The 14,401-nt window shown below is 54.5% G+C and carries 14 protein-coding genes; 2 read left to right on the forward strand and 12 right to left on the reverse strand.

The features are described from left to right. Positions 1-175: 175 nt before the first annotated feature. Both EHT87_RS07130 and EHT87_RS07135 read left to right on the forward strand, forming a co-directional pair. Positions 176-1,213, forward strand: a complete 1,038-nt coding sequence (locus EHT87_RS07130) for a sensor histidine kinase (protein ID WP_124905233.1) — start codon at positions 176-178, stop codon at positions 1,211-1,213. Beyond that, positions 1,210-1,920: a LytR/AlgR family response regulator transcription factor gene (locus tag EHT87_RS07135; RefSeq protein WP_124905235.1), complete on the forward strand. Its 711-nt coding sequence runs from the start codon at positions 1,210-1,212 to the stop codon at positions 1,918-1,920. The genes EHT87_RS07130 and EHT87_RS07135 overlap by 4 nt, the downstream gene beginning before the upstream one ends. Positions 1,921-1,928: 8 nt before the next feature. On the opposite strand, the gene EHT87_RS07140 is transcribed toward EHT87_RS07135, so the two are convergent. The 12 genes from EHT87_RS07140 to EHT87_RS07195 are packed head-to-tail and all read right to left on the reverse strand — an operon-like array spanning position 1,929 to position 14,313. Then, positions 1,929-2,285, reverse strand: coding sequence for a high-potential iron-sulfur protein (locus EHT87_RS07140; RefSeq protein WP_124905237.1), 357 nt, complete (start codon positions 2,283-2,285; stop codon positions 1,929-1,931). A 12-nt stretch (positions 2,286-2,297) separates the two neighbouring features. After that, positions 2,298-4,298, reverse strand: coding sequence for a PVC-type heme-binding CxxCH protein (locus EHT87_RS07145; RefSeq protein ID WP_124905239.1), 2,001 nt, complete (start codon positions 4,296-4,298; stop codon positions 2,298-2,300). Between the two features lie 29 nt (positions 4,299-4,327). Further along, entirely contained in the window at positions 4,328-5,764 is a 1,437-nt protein-coding gene (locus tag EHT87_RS07150) for a neutral/alkaline non-lysosomal ceramidase N-terminal domain-containing protein (protein ID WP_229320880.1), read from the reverse strand. 48 nt (positions 5,765-5,812) lie between these two features. Beyond that, positions 5,813-7,225, reverse strand: a complete 1,413-nt coding sequence (locus EHT87_RS07155) for a Gfo/Idh/MocA family protein (RefSeq protein WP_124905241.1) — start codon at positions 7,223-7,225, stop codon at positions 5,813-5,815. Positions 7,226-7,247: 22 nt separating this feature from the next. After that, complete coding sequence (locus EHT87_RS07160; RefSeq protein WP_124905243.1) at positions 7,248-8,333, reverse strand: hypothetical protein; 1,086 nt, start codon at positions 8,331-8,333, stop codon at positions 7,248-7,250. 46 nt (positions 8,334-8,379) lie between these two features. Further along, on the reverse strand, positions 8,380-9,123 hold the full coding sequence (locus tag EHT87_RS07165; protein ID WP_124905245.1) for an SDR family NAD(P)-dependent oxidoreductase: 744 nt from the start codon (positions 9,121-9,123) through the stop codon (positions 8,380-8,382). A gap of 26 nt (positions 9,124-9,149) precedes the next feature. Further along, a complete protein-coding gene (locus EHT87_RS07170; protein ID WP_124905247.1) occupies positions 9,150-10,103 on the reverse strand; it encodes a dihydrodipicolinate synthase family protein in 954 nt (317 codons plus the stop codon). A gap of 2 nt (positions 10,104-10,105) precedes the next feature. Then, on the reverse strand, positions 10,106-11,041 hold the full coding sequence (locus EHT87_RS07175) for a DMT family transporter (protein WP_124905249.1): 936 nt from the start codon (positions 11,039-11,041) through the stop codon (positions 10,106-10,108). Further along, positions 11,038-12,171, reverse strand: a complete 1,134-nt coding sequence (locus tag EHT87_RS07180) for a mandelate racemase/muconate lactonizing enzyme family protein (RefSeq protein ID WP_124905251.1) — start codon at positions 12,169-12,171, stop codon at positions 11,038-11,040. Before EHT87_RS07180 ends, EHT87_RS07175 begins: the two co-directional genes overlap by 4 nt. Then, positions 12,168-13,130, reverse strand: a complete 963-nt coding sequence (locus EHT87_RS07185) for a 3-hydroxyacyl-CoA dehydrogenase family protein (RefSeq protein ID WP_124905253.1) — start codon at positions 13,128-13,130, stop codon at positions 12,168-12,170. Before EHT87_RS07185 ends, EHT87_RS07180 begins: the two co-directional genes overlap by 4 nt. Further along, positions 13,127-13,519: a RidA family protein gene (locus EHT87_RS07190; RefSeq protein WP_124905255.1), complete on the reverse strand. Its 393-nt coding sequence runs from the start codon at positions 13,517-13,519 to the stop codon at positions 13,127-13,129. The genes EHT87_RS07185 and EHT87_RS07190 overlap by 4 nt, the downstream gene beginning before the upstream one ends. After that, a complete protein-coding gene (locus EHT87_RS07195; RefSeq protein WP_124905257.1) occupies positions 13,516-14,313 on the reverse strand; it encodes a creatininase family protein in 798 nt (265 codons plus the stop codon). Before EHT87_RS07195 ends, EHT87_RS07190 begins: the two co-directional genes overlap by 4 nt. Between the last annotated feature and the right edge of the window lie 88 nt (positions 14,314-14,401).

A 14,401-nucleotide genomic window follows, 5' to 3' on the forward strand; every position in this document is an offset into this window, starting at 1 on the left:
CAGGTCGTACCCAACGAAAGGGATGACAGAACCCGATTTTGGGTGGACAAAGCAGTTGGTACACCCCTGCCGGGTTTCCATCAGCGGTTTTCGGGAATTCGTCCGGTACGTTTAGTGAAGTGAAGAGAAATAGGCAGTTTTGGGATTCAAACCAGCCTATGCGCTTGCATCCAGCATGAAAAACGGAGAGAATACGAACTTTGCAGGACTTACGGAACTTCAAAAACACCTTGTTTTTGTCATCCTTGCCGCCATTCCGATCTATCTGGCGAGTAATTTATATACGCAATCAGTCGTTACAAGGGATGATGAAGAAGCGGCTTTAGCCGCAACCATTTTCTTTTTAGGAGGCATCTATACTGGCCGGTATTTGTCGATGATGTGGACATCAAAAAAAATACCGTCCACCCTTTTTATTAGCTTATCATTCCTCAGTATTTTATGCCTTTGCTGGATTTTCTTTCACGCCGATTTTCCGCTTAGCCCGAACCGGGCTTTTCTCAATTTACTGTTGTTTTATTTACCCTTATTTATTCTGAGCATCACTATAGGGATGTTGATTAAACTAGGCCGAATGACGGTTAAAAACCAGTTGCAGGAAGCGAAGTCGGTGGCCGCACAAAGCCAGAGCGAACTACACTTGCTCCAGTCGCAGTTAAGTCCGCATTTCCTGTTTAACACGCTCAATAATATGTACGGTATCTCGATTACCCAGCATGAAAAAATACCAACTCTCCTGTTAAAACTTTCCGATTTATTGCGGTATTCGGTCTATGACGCCAAAGAATTATTCGTACCCCTGAAAGACGAGTTGACGTACCTTGATAACTACATTGATTTCGAGAAAATACGGATTGGAGACCGCCTGACGTTGACCACCGCACTGGAAGATTTAAGCCATAGCGACATCAAAATCGCCCCGATGCTGCTGATCGTCTTCATCGAAAATGCGTTCAAGCATTCCAAAAACACCATCGATCCTGCCATTTCGATTGATATCAAATTAAAAACCTGGGGAAATTCGATTCTGTTTTCTATAAAGAATTCGCACGGAACTCCGGCCCATACGGATACCGCTATTGAAAAAAGTAGCGGTTTGGGCCTGGCCAACGTGAAGAAAAGACTTGAACTTCTGTATCCGAATGCGTATGAGTTAACGGTGCAGGACGAAGACGGTTATTATACAGTACTGTTGCAGCTGAAAGCAAAATGAATCCAATCCATTGTCTCATCGTCGATGATGAACCCATTGCCCGGGAAATTATCCAAACCTATTGTGGTCATTTCCCGCATTTAAACGTAGTAGCCTCCTGCGGAAACGCCCTAGAAGCGAAGGCGGCACTTCAAAAATACGCCATCGATATTCTCTTCCTGGACATCAATATGCCGGTTTTAAACGGCATATCATTTTTGAAAACACTCAAAAACCAGCCACAGGTTATCTTCACAACCGCTTACAAAGAATACGCGCTGGATGCCTTCGATTTATCGGCCATTGATTATTTAGTAAAACCGTTCTCACTGGAACGCTTCATTCTTGCCGTCGATAAGGCCGTGGAACGGTTACAAAATAAACCGGTTTTAGTCAGCGAAAGTGCGGATTTAAAACCAGATGATTCTATTTTTATAAAAACCGACGGCAAGATTTATAAAATTCTTTATAACGAATTACTATATGCCGAAGCCAATGGTAATTATACCAAAATTGTTACTTCCCAAAGCACTATTCTTCCCGGTATGACATTTTCAGGTTTTGAAGAACTGCTCCCTAAACCGTTCTTTCTTCGGGTCCATCGCTCCTTTATTATCAACAAATCGAAGATAACGCACATCGAAGGCAACCGGGTCTGTATCGGCAAAATCGAAATACCGATCGGCAGTAATTACCGGGACGGTTTTTTAAAAGCATTGGGGCTTTAGGGCTCAGGTTATTTACTGATCGGAGCCCAGTAGGTGCAATATCCCGAGGTCAAAACCGGCCCCTTGAACAGCAAACACCCCCCGCAGGCCCGGGCTACTTTGGGCGGGAGAAACAGGTTGCAATTGCCACACTTCGACTCCGGTTGGGGCGATTTGTCGACGTAGCCCAGCTTTTTCCGCGTATTGAGATCATTTTCGCTGACGCCGGAGAAATCTTTACACGGATCCGTGCCTGATTTTGGCTCTTCCTGCTTCGATGAGGTTTCGGATTGACAACTGCTGATTAAAAGGCCAGCCCCCAGAGTGGCCGGTCCGATGGCAAAAATCTGCTCAATAAATTTTCGTCTTGAATACGAGTCACGCATAATCTTGGGTGGTCATGATGGCTTTGGTCCCTGTAGGGCGCTGGTCAGGGCCGGACTCCGCCAGTTGGGATATTTTTCGAGCAGCCGGATTACCTGGGCCACTTCGCCCGGGCGGTTGCGGGCCCCAACAACGTGGGCGAATTGCTCCAGAAACCGGCTTTTTTCCGGCGTGACGTTTTGAAAAAAATCGCCCTTTTGCAACTGGGTCAGCAAATCCAGCGACGACCCGGCTTCCGAACTCAAAATTCCGGTGCAAAACCAGGGGTCCGAAACGTGTTTTTCCACCAAAGCCGCCAAAGCCGGTGCCGCCTGCCGGGCCGGAAATTGCCCCAGGCTCAAACAGGATTGAAAAGCCACCCGAACCGAGGCATCGTTTGCTTTTTCGATAATCTGGGGCAGGCAAACCGGGAACCGCTCGGCGAGCATGACGCCATAGGCCCGAATCTCCGGTTGCGAATCCTGCATGGCTTGTTTTACCAGCTCAACATCCAGAACGTCAAGCCCTTCCAGTACAAAAAGGGTGTGTAAGCGGGCGCGTGGACTGGTATGTTGCGCCAACATCGTCCGCAGGGCGGGAACGACCGATTTATCCTTTCTTTCGAGTAAAAGCCGGTGCGCCTGAAGCCGCCACCACTGATTGGGATGCGCCAGAAGCGGTAGTAAATCGGCGCTGGATTTGCTCCGTAACCGCGGCTGAACAGCCCGATGGCCGGTTTCTTTCGGCCCAATCCGGTAAATCCGCCCCAGTTTGGAGCCATTGAAAAAGTCCATTTCCTCCTTGAGGTCTTCCGGAATGGCGGTCGGCGTTTCGATGTGCTGCCGGTACATATCGATCAGGTACAGCCACCCATCGGGGCCAACGGTGAAATTGGCGGGACGAAACCAGGGGTCCGACGACGCCAGAAACTCGTGTTCTTTTTCAGAAGCGGCCCGACTGGCGACAAACGTGGCACTGACGGGCGAAGTGGTCAGTACATCGCGGTGAACCAGGTTACCCGCCACATCGCCGGTGAAAACGGACCCGTAATAGTCTTTGGGCAACGCATCCCCGCCGTAAAATGTGCCGCCCGAGGCCCCCGTAAAATGGTCGTCGGCATATTCGTGGCGATCCAGTCCGGACTCCTGAAATTGCTGATTCCGGCGCTTCGTGCGTTCCTCGCGCCAATACGGCGCGGGGGTCTGTTGAAACATGATCGGGTCATGATCGGAGATGTTGACCGTTGGCTCCACGGCGGGCAGAAAGGCGTGCCGCTTCAGGTACCGCGCCGGAATCGGTGCCTGCTGAATGTGGAGGCTGTTTTCGGTGAAAAACCGGTTTCCCCAGTCATCGATTGCCAGCCCGAATTGCCCCGAACTCGATTCGATTTCAAACTGCCCGCGATCCAGCCGAAACCGGAAATCGCCCCCTTTTACCGAAACTGCCGGGGCATCCGGCTGGCGGGTAAACCGAATTTCACCGGCCTGACCGGTATTGGATGCGTAAATCCAGTTGTCGACGCTAAAGCGCAGGTTGGTGATTTGAGCCTCCGAATTGTCCGCAAAAAATCCCGTAAACAACACTTCTTTGACATCGGCGCGGTGGTCGCCCGTCGTATCTTTCAGAAACAGAATAGTGGGCGCGGCCGCCACCAGCAAACCGCCCTGCCAGGGCAGAACGCTGGTGGCTTCGGTCAGGTGATCGGCAAAAACGGTCGAAGAATCCATACGGCCATCGCCGTCGGTATCGGTCAGCATTCGAATCGAGCCGTTCGGTTTGGTAGAGTCGACCCGGCTGGGGTAGTCCGGCATTTCGACCACAAAAACGTGGCCGTCTTCGTCGAAAACCAGGTCGACGGGGTCCAGCACCTGCGGTTCGGCGGCAAAGACGCTTACTTTCAGCCGGTCGTCGCTCAGGGTAAAACTTTTAAGGGCTTCTTCGGGCGTCAGCGAATCCTTGTAGTGCGAACAAGACAGGCCCAAACCCGTCAGCAGCACGATACCAATAGCAGAAAACCGCCTGTGAATCAACAGCATAGCAAAGATAAATTACGGTTAGTGGTCTTTTAATTTTGCCTGGGAACCCCGGCCTGTTCGGCTAAACGGTTGATTTCCTGATCGATCAATCCGGGCACCGACGGTGCCCAACGGCTTGGCAGGCCATACACCATTTGCGACGAAGCCCCTTCGTAACCGCCTTCCTGCAAAATGGTGGCGGAAGGAATATAGCCCATTACATCGTTGGCGTAGCCCACCACAAAAATGTCGGGGCCGAAGCGTTTTTTGCAGTCGATGGCATACTGAATAACCAGTTCGCCACCGAAACTGAAGATCGGCTGATTACCGAGTTGCCAAACCTGCATTGGATACGGATAGTGGGTCATAAACGGCTTGCCCTGCTTCTGGTCGGCCCGCATTCGGGTGGCCCAACGCTTGAGATACCCCTCGTTTTCGCTTTCAATTTTCGTCAGTTCGGCCTCGGTGGGCGGAGCCGAAAGGGGTAAGTCTATCTCCGAATAGGCCGTGCGGAGTTGTGCGGGCAACGTTCGCATGGGTTCGTCGAGCACCCGGTCGACCGCGGCCGCCAGCTCGCGGCCGTACTGGCGGGCGAGGGAAACGGTCCGGCGGGGCAACGGATTCTGATCGCCGGCGGCCCCCTGAAAAAACAGGGCCGTAACGCCGGGATGCTCTTTTTCGAGTTCCAGCTGGGCAAAACCGGCGTAGTCGCCCGACCATTGGTAGAGGTCCAGTACGGTGGGATGACAGGCATAGCCAAACGCAATCGCTTTCAGTTTGCCCGTTGCCGTAACCACTTTGATAACCGGCACGGCGTAGTCATTGGGGCCGCGCAATTCGGTTTGTTGCCGCAGCGTAGCTTCCTGGTTGTTGCGCCGGTTGACCTGAAAGCGCGTCACGCCATTTTGGGCAGACAGCGTAACGGGTTCCCGTTGCCGGAAAGCCGCCCCAACCAGGGCAACGATCTGGTCTTCCAACCAGCGTGCGTACCGATCAATTTTAGCCTGCTCCCCGGCATCGAGCGGGTAAATATCCTGAAGCGCATACGCCAGCACGGGACCCGAGTGGGTGTGCGAACTGTTCAGCATAATCTGGGCTTTTGACAACCCCAACTGGCTGTTCAGGCGGCTGCGAATCCGGTCGGACATCGCTTTGGGAAAACCGAGAATATCGGAGGTAACCAGCACGGCTTTTTGACCGGTTCCGTCTTCCAGCGCCAGCGCCTTGGCCCACAAATCGTGTAACTTGCCGTCAGACGCGTGGGTGCGGGAAGCGTATCCGGCCAGCCACAGGGACTCGCCGGGCGTAATGCGCACGGTAGCCACACCGGCTTTCCAGGTTTGAGACCGGGCGGGCAGGGCGATACTACTCAGCAAAATTACGATCCAGAGGTACGAACTCCTTTTGTGGGACCTATGCCGCACGGTTTTAAGTGGGTTCCCACCCGAAACCGTCATGATTTGGGGGCTGATTGTGATGGCTTTCACGAGGTTCCGATGGACTGGTTTCTGACTATTTAATCCGGTAAGGCCTTCTTACACCCGAGCTTGCGTTGTGCCGCCCCGGCTCATTGAAATGTCGACGGGTTGGTTTTTGGTCCAGGCACCCCGCGTGAAGTCGGGAACGTCGATGGAATTGGAGCGGTGCGCCACCGACCAGGCGCTCAGCGGACCAATTGAACTCCATAAAGCCGCATCGTATACGTCCTGATCGAGCGGCAAACCGTTGCGCAGGCAGTCGATCGTGCGCCAGTCCATCAGGAAATCCATTCCGCCGTGCCCGCCGACGTTTTTGGCAATATCGCCCATTTTCTTCACAATCGGCGGCAGGTGTTTTTCTTCGAGGGCCTTCACCTCCTTTTCGGTCATCCATTCGTGACCCGTCGAGTAGCGCGCCGGTTCGGGGTATTTCTGCGCCACGGCTTTGGTGCCGCTGATCAACTGAATCCGTGAATAGGGCCGGGTCGACGACACATCGAACTGCACCAGGATGGTTTTGCCTTTTTTCGTGCGGATCGTACTGGAATTCATATTCCCGTTGAACGGTCGGTCGACGTACGGTTTGTAAAACGCATCTTTTGCGGCCAGTTCTTTCGCCAGCTTGCCCAGCACAAAATCGTTACTCGACATCGATACCAGGTAGTCCATCTGATCCCCGCGGTTGATGTTCAGCACCTGACAAACCGGCCCCAAACCGTGTGTGGGATACAGATTACCCGTTCGGCGGGACATTTCGTTCAGTTCCCACATCTGGTAAAAGTGTTCCTTCGAAAATACCAGGTCCTGCAGGTTGTGGATATAGGCGGCTTCGCAGTGGACAATTTCGCCGAAAAACCCCTGCCGGGCCAGATTCAGGTTCAGCAGTTCGGTAAAATCGTAACAGCAATTTTCAACCATCATGCAATGCCTGCGGGTCTTTTCCGACGTTTCGACTAGCTGCCAGCACTCTTCGAGGGTTTTGGCCGCCGGTACTTCCACGCAGACGTGTTTGCCGTGCGTCATCGAAAAAACCGCAATCGGCGTGTGTAAAGCCCAGGGCGTCAGGATGTAAACCAGATCCAGATCGGTGCGCTCGCAGAGTTTTTTCCAGGCATCCGGGTGGCCGGAATACAGCTCCGGGCGGTGGCCGTTCGCTTCAATTTCCTTTTTTGCCAGATTAACCCGTTCGGCGCGCAGGTCGCACAGCGCTTTTATGTCGACGCCCGCCAGTTTGTTCAGCCGTTCGACGGCCCCCATCCCCCGGTTTCCGATACCGACAATGCCCACGCGCACGACATCGAGTTTGGGGGCGGCATACCCGCTCATGTTAAACGACTGCGGGGGCCTCCGGTTCGCCTGTTCGGGAATGCCAGCCAGCGCATCGGGCGTGCTGGCGTAGACTGAAAGCGGGGACGTTGCCAGCAAACCGAGTCCCGCCGTTTTCAAAAAGTCTCTGCGACTGTTTTCCATACTCATTTGCGAGTCAGGTAGTTTAGTGGGTAAAAAGCGCGTCGCCCAGAAAAGCCGGGGTGTAGCCGTTGTCGGTGGCCCACTTCACCGCCGTCAGAATCCGGTTCCGGTAATCCGGCTGGTAGGCTTCGTAGAACGGATAGAAATACTGTTCATGAACCAGCAAATCGACAAACGGCGGCTTGCCCGACGGGCTTTCGGCATACGCGTCCAGAAACGGAACAATGTCGGGCAACTCTTTTTTATCAATGACGATGCTGGCCCGGACAAACGAAATGCCTTCCTGCGTATCGTGCCAGACAAACCGCTTTTTCAGGTGCCGCCGTTGCTCCACCGTCAGGTAATACGACGCGGTGGGCAGGTCGTCATCGACATTGAAGTAGCCCAGTTGCCCCGCGTAGCCCGCATCGCGCAAAGCCCGTGACCCCTCAACGGTCGCTTCACCCCAGTGAATGGTCGTAACCGGTCCCATCACTTCCTGACCCGCAAACCGGCGGATTTCCGCATCGACCACGGCACAGTCCCGACTAACCTGCTCATATCCAGCAGCTTCATACGGCTTATCGGGAAACTCACTCCGGGCGTGAAAACTGAGTCGCAACCAATTGGCGTTGGCCTGCCACTCCGGTTTGTAGCGGTCCGGAAACTCGGAGAGCGTAAAACCGTCGGTCTGGTAAAAAAGGTTGAGGTGAATTTTGGTGCCGTACGTCTCGTGAACGTGTTTCAGAAATCCCAGATACGGATGATCGAACAACGACGGATACGCAGCCGGTTGCTGGCCGATGTCACGCAGAAACCAGATGTTATCATCGATCGACAGGCGGTATTTTCCCGCAAAATGCGGAAGCCGGAAAACCGTAATGGCCGAGGTTTCCCCGCTGGTTTGATCGTGAACCGCAATCGTAGTTTTGTCCTGCGTCAGATTGATTTTCGCCGAAAAAATACCGTTCTCATCAACAGCGTCCTGGCCGTTGATGGTCAGCCGGTGGGCCGACGGGGCCGCTACCCGCACGTCAATCAAGACGCCTTCCGGGGTCGATTCGCCGTCGCGTGCATGCAGCATATCGCCATCGATGGGGCTAATAAACTGAATAGGTTGGGTTTTCATAATCGAAACGTATTTTATCAACAAGCCGGATTACGCAGCCGGGGCCTCAGTACGTCGCCCGCCCGCCCGACAGATCGAAGGTGAAACCGGTGGTAAAACTGTTTTTGGACGATACGATGTAGGTCGCCAGGTTGGCCGCTTCGTCGAGCGTTCCGCAGCGTTTCATCGGAATTTTGTCGGTCATGTAGCGCACCTGCACCTCCGGCATAGCATCGACCAGGGGCGTCCGGATCACCGCCGGAGCCAGCGCATTGACCGTAATGCCGGTTTCGGCGTATTCTTTGCCCTGCACTTTGGTCATGCCGATGACGGCGGCTTTCGAAGCCGAATACGCCAGCATGCCCGCGTTGCCTTCTTTGCCCGCAATGGAGGCAATGTGCAGAATCCGGCCATACTGCCGGGCGAGCATCAGCGGAACCACCGCCTTCGAGGTGTAGAAACAGCTCATGAAGTTGACCTCAAACACCTTGTGCAGATTCTCGCTGCTCACTTCGTGGCTGCGCAGGTTGGTGATGCCGGTGATGCCGACGCAATTGATCAGGATATCGATCTGGCCAAACCGCTGATTCACCTGCGTGACGGCTTCGGCGACCCGGTTTTCGTCCGTGATATCCAGCCCGATCAGCAAAGCCCGTTCGCCCACGGTGCCAAATTCCTGTTGCAATCCTGGTTCGTTAAAATCGAACAGCGCCACCGATGCGCCTTCGGCCAGCAGTTTGTAGGCGATGGCCAGCCCGATTCCCGAAGCGGCTCCGGTAATGATGGCAACCTGCCCGCTAAATTCTCCCATGTGATTCTGAATGTTGGATTAAGGGGTTAATAGATGCTGCTCGCAACCGGACGAATGGCATACGCGTCGTCGTTGACCAGCGTCAGAATCCGGTCGTTGAGCTCGCGAATATAATTGATCGACGATGGATCGGGAATATAAGCCGCTTTTCGGGCGATGCTGTTGCTCAAAACGCCCCGCGCCATCAGCAGTTCTTTTTCGGCATAATGGAACAACTCCATGTTTTGCAGCGAGAAAAAGATCTGCGGCATCACTTTTTCGAATAGTTCAAAGGCTTTGGTGGTCTGACCCGCCGAGCGCAGGTCGAAGATTTTCTGGAGGATGTCGGCAACGGCCAGTCCCGGCATGACGCCCCGGATGCCGATCGGAACCAGTTCGAGCATGTACAAACCGCCCCAGCCTTCAAACAGCCCGATTTGGTCGTTCGTGGCGCTGATGATGCTTTCAAATTTGGGCGCACACAGCGGTTCTTCCAGCTTCAGGTATTTGAAGTTCGGATTTTCTTCCATCAGGTTCTGGATAAAACCGACGCTGATCGATGCCCCGCCGGGGTTAAAATCCTGAATCAAAACCGGCGTGTCCGGAATGGCCTGCAGGAACGTAGACAGGTACTCTTTCAGGGAATTTTCGGGTAAGCTGAAAATGCGCGGTACGGCCAGCGAAATCACATTGGCCCCGGCTTCGATGTTGGCCTGCGCCAGTTTGATGGCCACTTTCAGCGACGGGTGGTTCGACTGGGCCACGATCTTCAGCCGCCCGGCTGCGTGTTTCACCGCCACGCGAACGACCTGAAGTTTTTCATCGTCGGTCAGTTTATAGAACTCGCTGGCGTAGGCGGGCAGACAGGCCGCCCGGATGCCGCCGTCGATGGCAAAATCCACCAACCGGCAAAGGGCTGCTTCGTCAATCTCCTCATTTTCCGTAAACGGGGTAGGAATAATCGGTACAACCCCAAAAAGTGCATTGTCTTGGTTTGTCATAACTATGCTGGTTCTCTTTTAATTACAGTTGTTTTCTTTTGCTGGACCCGGTAATCGACAATGGACAGAAGCAAGGTGGAAGCCAGAACGAGCACCCCGCCGATGATGGCCTGCTCGTTGAGCGTTTCGCCGAGCCAGATGGCCGCAATCGGTAGTCCCATAAACGTGATCAGGTAGTTGGATAGGGCAACCTGGGTGGCATCCAGATTTTTGAGCGCCTTGAAAAACAGGAGCATCGACAGGAAATTGTGAAACAAGGTCAGCGAAATCATGCCGATCCAGGTGTTGGTGGTAAATTCGGGAATGCGCGCAAACATGTCCGGTTCGTAATACAGGACCAGCGGAGTCAGCAGAATCGACATCACCAGGTAGGTGTAAAACACCATCTCCATTTCGGTAAACCGGTCGGCGATTTTTTTGCAACCCACGTTGTAATAAGCATTTCCGAGGATCGCCAGAAAAATCAGCAGGTTGCCCAGCGCGTATCGCGAACCCAGATCCACCTGCTTGATGTCGTTGGTCGAGCACAGGGCGACGCCGACAATGGCAATGCCGAAGCTGATCCACCGGGCGGTATTCATTTTTTCTTTCAGAATCAGAAAGGCAAAAACGGCGGTAATGATGGGCAGCGTCATCACCAGAATGGCGGCATTGCTGGCGAGCGAATACTGCGTTCCCCAGGTCATGAGCACCTGCGACGGAAACGCCCCAACGGCCGCCAGCTGCACGAAAATCAAGGCGTCGGACAGCTTTTTACCGCCTTTGCGAAAATCCCGAACCACGAACGGTGCCAGAAAAAGCGTGGCCAGCAACATCGGTGCCCATACCGTGAAATACGGTTTTACCTGAGCCTGGGTGAGCTTGATACTCGTAAAATGAAAGGCCCAGATGACATTGCAGAAAAACAGAATGCCCCACGACAAAAGCGATTTTTTCATAGGCTGACGCGTAAATTCCGGTGGGTGGTGTAGGTAGTTAAGGCACTGTAATCCAGTTCGATGCCCAGCCCCGCTCCCGATGGAACCAAAGCCGCCCCGTTCTCAAACCGGATGGGTTCCACAATAAGATCGTCGGTGCGGACCAGTTCGCCAAACAGATCGGACGGCAGCGTGCAGTTGATGCTGGCAGCCGCAATGTGCAGCCCCATCGTTTCCGAAATGCCCAGATCGACCTCCGATCCCCGCCAGCAGGATTTGCCTTCCAGGTGGGCGATTTCGGCCAGTAAAACCGAGTTGTACGCCGAACCGTTGATGTTGTAGCCATCGACGGCGTCGGCACGAACAAAGGCGATGATGTCGCGGATGTCCTGCGTGTAGGGTAGCGAAATATGGCGGTAAATCGGCATACCCAGCGTTTCGCGGAGGTACTTGAAACCCGTTAGATCAGTGTGCAGAACCGGATCTTCCAGGCCCAGCATGAGGTCTTTTTCCACACCCTCCATCAGCCGGAGGGTCGTTTCCACGTCGGTCCACCGCTGGTTCGGGTCGAGCAAAACTTTGATACCGTCGCCACATTTCTTCCGGATTTCTTCCGTCCACAACCGAACGGGGTCTTCGTCGGAGCATTTGAATTTGAACGCTTTATGGCCTTTCTGCATCGCTTCCCAAGCTTTCTGCGCGGCATCTTCGGGCGTCCGCCGACCCGTCCAGCCGAAACAGTCGACCCGGTCGCGGTAGGCTCCGCCGAGCAACTGGCACACCGGAACCGTCAGCCATTTGCCCACCACATCCAGAATCGCCGACTCGAACGCTTCGTATATCCGCTGGTCGGAAACCGGCAGCCGTCGCCAGTTCAGCTGCCGCACATCCTGCCCCACCAACTGCTTCATGGCTTCGTGAAGCAGGGGTTCCGAGGCACTGCGGTAGGTTTCGCCAATGCCCGTCAGGCCGTTTTCCAGCGTCAGTTCCAGAATCCATTTGGGCTGGTTGGCAAATTCAGTCCAGCTTTCGCCGGTCAGGAATTTCCGGGCGAAAGCCGCATCCCGGTCCCGTACTTCCTCCGAGTTCAGGCTGTTGGGTTTGGCCGGAACCACAACTTCGGTGGCTTTGATCGATTGAATACGGCTCATTTTTCGGGGTCGGTGAACGTGGGCCGGTAGCTTTGGGCCAGCTTCCGGATGTCGTAACTAAAGCGGATGAACTGTTCTTCCCACTGCCGCGCCGATTCGGGCGTGTAGGCGTAAAAGCCGTGGGCATTCTGTACCCCTCTGGCTCCTCCGGCCACGAGTTCTTCCATCATTTTTGGCGTCGTGATCGTGTTGCTCAGGTCGGGAAACAGGTCCTTCATCACGGTCAGGTAGGCCGGAATACCGGTCAGGTCCATGAACCGAAACGGTCCGGCAAACGTGATCCAGTAGCCCAGATCGTTGCGCAGGGAGCGGTCGACGTCTTCGACGGTGGCGTATCCGTTTTCGACCAGGTTGAACGCTTCGCGGAGCATGGCGTACATGATCCGGTTGGTGATAAAACCGCGAATGTCTTTTTTCAGCAGCGACGGCTCCTTGCCCCAGCTTTCGGCCAGTTCGCTGATCTGGTGCGCATACCGCACGTCGGTTTCGTGGCCGCAAATCACTTCCATAAACCGGGTGATGTGGGCGGGTTCGGCCCAGTGAATGCCCAGCAGCCGATCCGGATGGTTCAGGCCCTGTTGCAGCACCGTCACCGGAATCGCCGACGTATTGCTGCCAATGATGGCCGTGGGTGCCAATACGGTTTCGAGTTGTTGGTAGACAAGCTTTTTTTCGTCTACACTTTCGGTAATCGACTCAATGACAACAGAATGGTCGCGCAGCTGCGTGACGTCATCGGTGATGGCCAACTTTTGCAGCACGTCGTCGGGGCTGGCCTTCAGCAGGTTTTCGTCCCGAAGTTGGTGCAGGTATTCCCGGATGCGGACCCGGGCTTCGTCGGCCTGGTCCAGTTCTTTCACCAGGGCGGTGACCTCGTGGCCAGCCGCCAGAATGCAGGTAGCGATGCTGCTGCCCATGAGTCCCAGGCCCACGGTTCCGATGCGTATTTTTGGGCTCATGGGGCTTTTGGGGTTATTCGCGCGATGGCGTCGATTTCGATTTTGATGCCGTCGGCCAGCACCGACTGAACGGTGGTGCGGGCCGGGCGGATTCCGGTAAAAAACGAGCCGTAAGCCGCATCGTAGCGGTCGAAGTCGCCGATATTTTCCAGGTGTACGGTGCATTTTACGATATCATCGATCGTGCCACCGGCCACCTCGACAATCGTCTGAATATGGGCCAGGGTGTGGAGTGTTTCTTCCTCGATCGTACCGTGAATCACCTCCCCCGTTGTTAGGTCCAGCGGGCCTTGTCCGCTGATGAACAGCAGGTCGCCCGCCAGTACACCCGCTGAATACGAGCCGGTATGGGTGGCTTTATCGGGGTGTTTAATTTCCAGTTTACTCATGACTTTTCGGCTAAATTGTGGGATAAGGGCCAGGTTTGAAACGCTTCCAGAAACCGGACCAGCGCCGTCAGCGCGTGCCCGAACAGGTGCTCCCCTTTCCGGGCGGTTGCCAGCTGGGGTTCGCCACTGCTGCCGTTGCCGGAGACAAACGCCGTCTGCTTGAACACCGTGATGCCCCGGTAGGGCTCGTCGTCTTCCCAGGGAACGTAGCCGTTGCTGGGGGGGCGTTGCGCCCGCTCGACCCGATCCATCCAGACTTTTTCGGGAAAAAGGTGTAGCATCAGGCTGGTTTCGTATTCGCAGGCATGGCTCAAGGCCGGACTTTCCATCGGCGGATCCCCGGCGAAGGCTTTTCCCGCCAGTTCCCAGTAGGTCGCCAGGGCAATGGTGGGCTGGTGACTCGCGTCGAACCGGTGACACAATACCGCCAGCGCCTGCCGGACCGGCGTGATGTTGCCACCGTGGCCATTCAGCAACACAATGCGTTGACAACCGGACCCTACCAGCGAATGGACCAGATCGATCACGACCTGCGTATACAATTCCGGATTCAGACTGAGGGTACCGCCGAACGACAGGTGGTGGTGGCTCGACCCGAACGGTAGCGTCGGGCAGAGCAATACCGTATCGGGCAAGGCTTTTTCGGCCTGTTGCGCCAGTTCTGTTACCAGATCGGTATCGGTGGAAACAGAAAGATGCAGACCATGCTGCTCCACAGCGCCCAAAGGCAGCAAGATAACCTTGTCTTTACCAGCCTGCTGAATGTCACGATAGGTAGACGCAAAAAAGAGCATAAATGGGTCACTGATTTTTGACTACAAAAAAAGCATATTTTTGTTAACAAATAAACAAATTCACCAATTTTAATCGGTCTTCCAGAAA

Origin of the sequence: Larkinella knui (genome assembly GCF_003858645.1) — a bacterium.
Lineage (GTDB): Bacteria > Bacteroidota > Bacteroidia > Cytophagales > Spirosomataceae > Larkinella > Larkinella knui.

Bases quoted from the DNA above. Each gene is read 5' to 3' on its own strand.
- EHT87_RS07130 (WP_124905233.1), top strand. From the start codon at position 176: ATGAAAAACGGAGAGAATACGAACTTTGCAGGACTTACGGAACTTCAA.
- EHT87_RS07135 (WP_124905235.1), top strand. From the start codon at position 1,210: ATGAATCCAATCCATTGTCTCATCGTCGATGATGAACCCATTGCCCGG.
- EHT87_RS07140 (WP_124905237.1), bottom strand. From the start codon at position 2,285: ATGCGTGACTCGTATTCAAGACGAAAATTTATTGAGCAGATTTTTGCC.
- EHT87_RS07145 (WP_124905239.1), bottom strand. From the start codon at position 4,298: ATGCTGTTGATTCACAGGCGGTTTTCTGCTATTGGTATCGTGCTGCTG.
- EHT87_RS07155 (WP_124905241.1), bottom strand. From the start codon at position 7,225: ATGGAAAACAGTCGCAGAGACTTTTTGAAAACGGCGGGACTCGGTTTG.
- EHT87_RS07160 (WP_124905243.1), bottom strand. From the start codon at position 8,333: ATGAAAACCCAACCTATTCAGTTTATTAGCCCCATCGATGGCGATATG.
- EHT87_RS07165 (WP_124905245.1), bottom strand. From the start codon at position 9,123: ATGGGAGAATTTAGCGGGCAGGTTGCCATCATTACCGGAGCCGCTTCG.
- EHT87_RS07170 (WP_124905247.1), bottom strand. From the start codon at position 10,103: ATGACAAACCAAGACAATGCACTTTTTGGGGTTGTACCGATTATTCCT.
- EHT87_RS07175 (WP_124905249.1), bottom strand. From the start codon at position 11,041: ATGAAAAAATCGCTTTTGTCGTGGGGCATTCTGTTTTTCTGCAATGTC.
- EHT87_RS07180 (WP_124905251.1), bottom strand. From the start codon at position 12,171: ATGAGCCGTATTCAATCGATCAAAGCCACCGAAGTTGTGGTTCCGGCC.
- EHT87_RS07185 (WP_124905253.1), bottom strand. From the start codon at position 13,130: ATGAGCCCAAAAATACGCATCGGAACCGTGGGCCTGGGACTCATGGGC.
- EHT87_RS07190 (WP_124905255.1), bottom strand. From the start codon at position 13,519: ATGAGTAAACTGGAAATTAAACACCCCGATAAAGCCACCCATACCGGC.
- EHT87_RS07195 (WP_124905257.1), bottom strand. From the start codon at position 14,313: ATGCTCTTTTTTGCGTCTACCTATCGTGACATTCAGCAGGCTGGTAAA.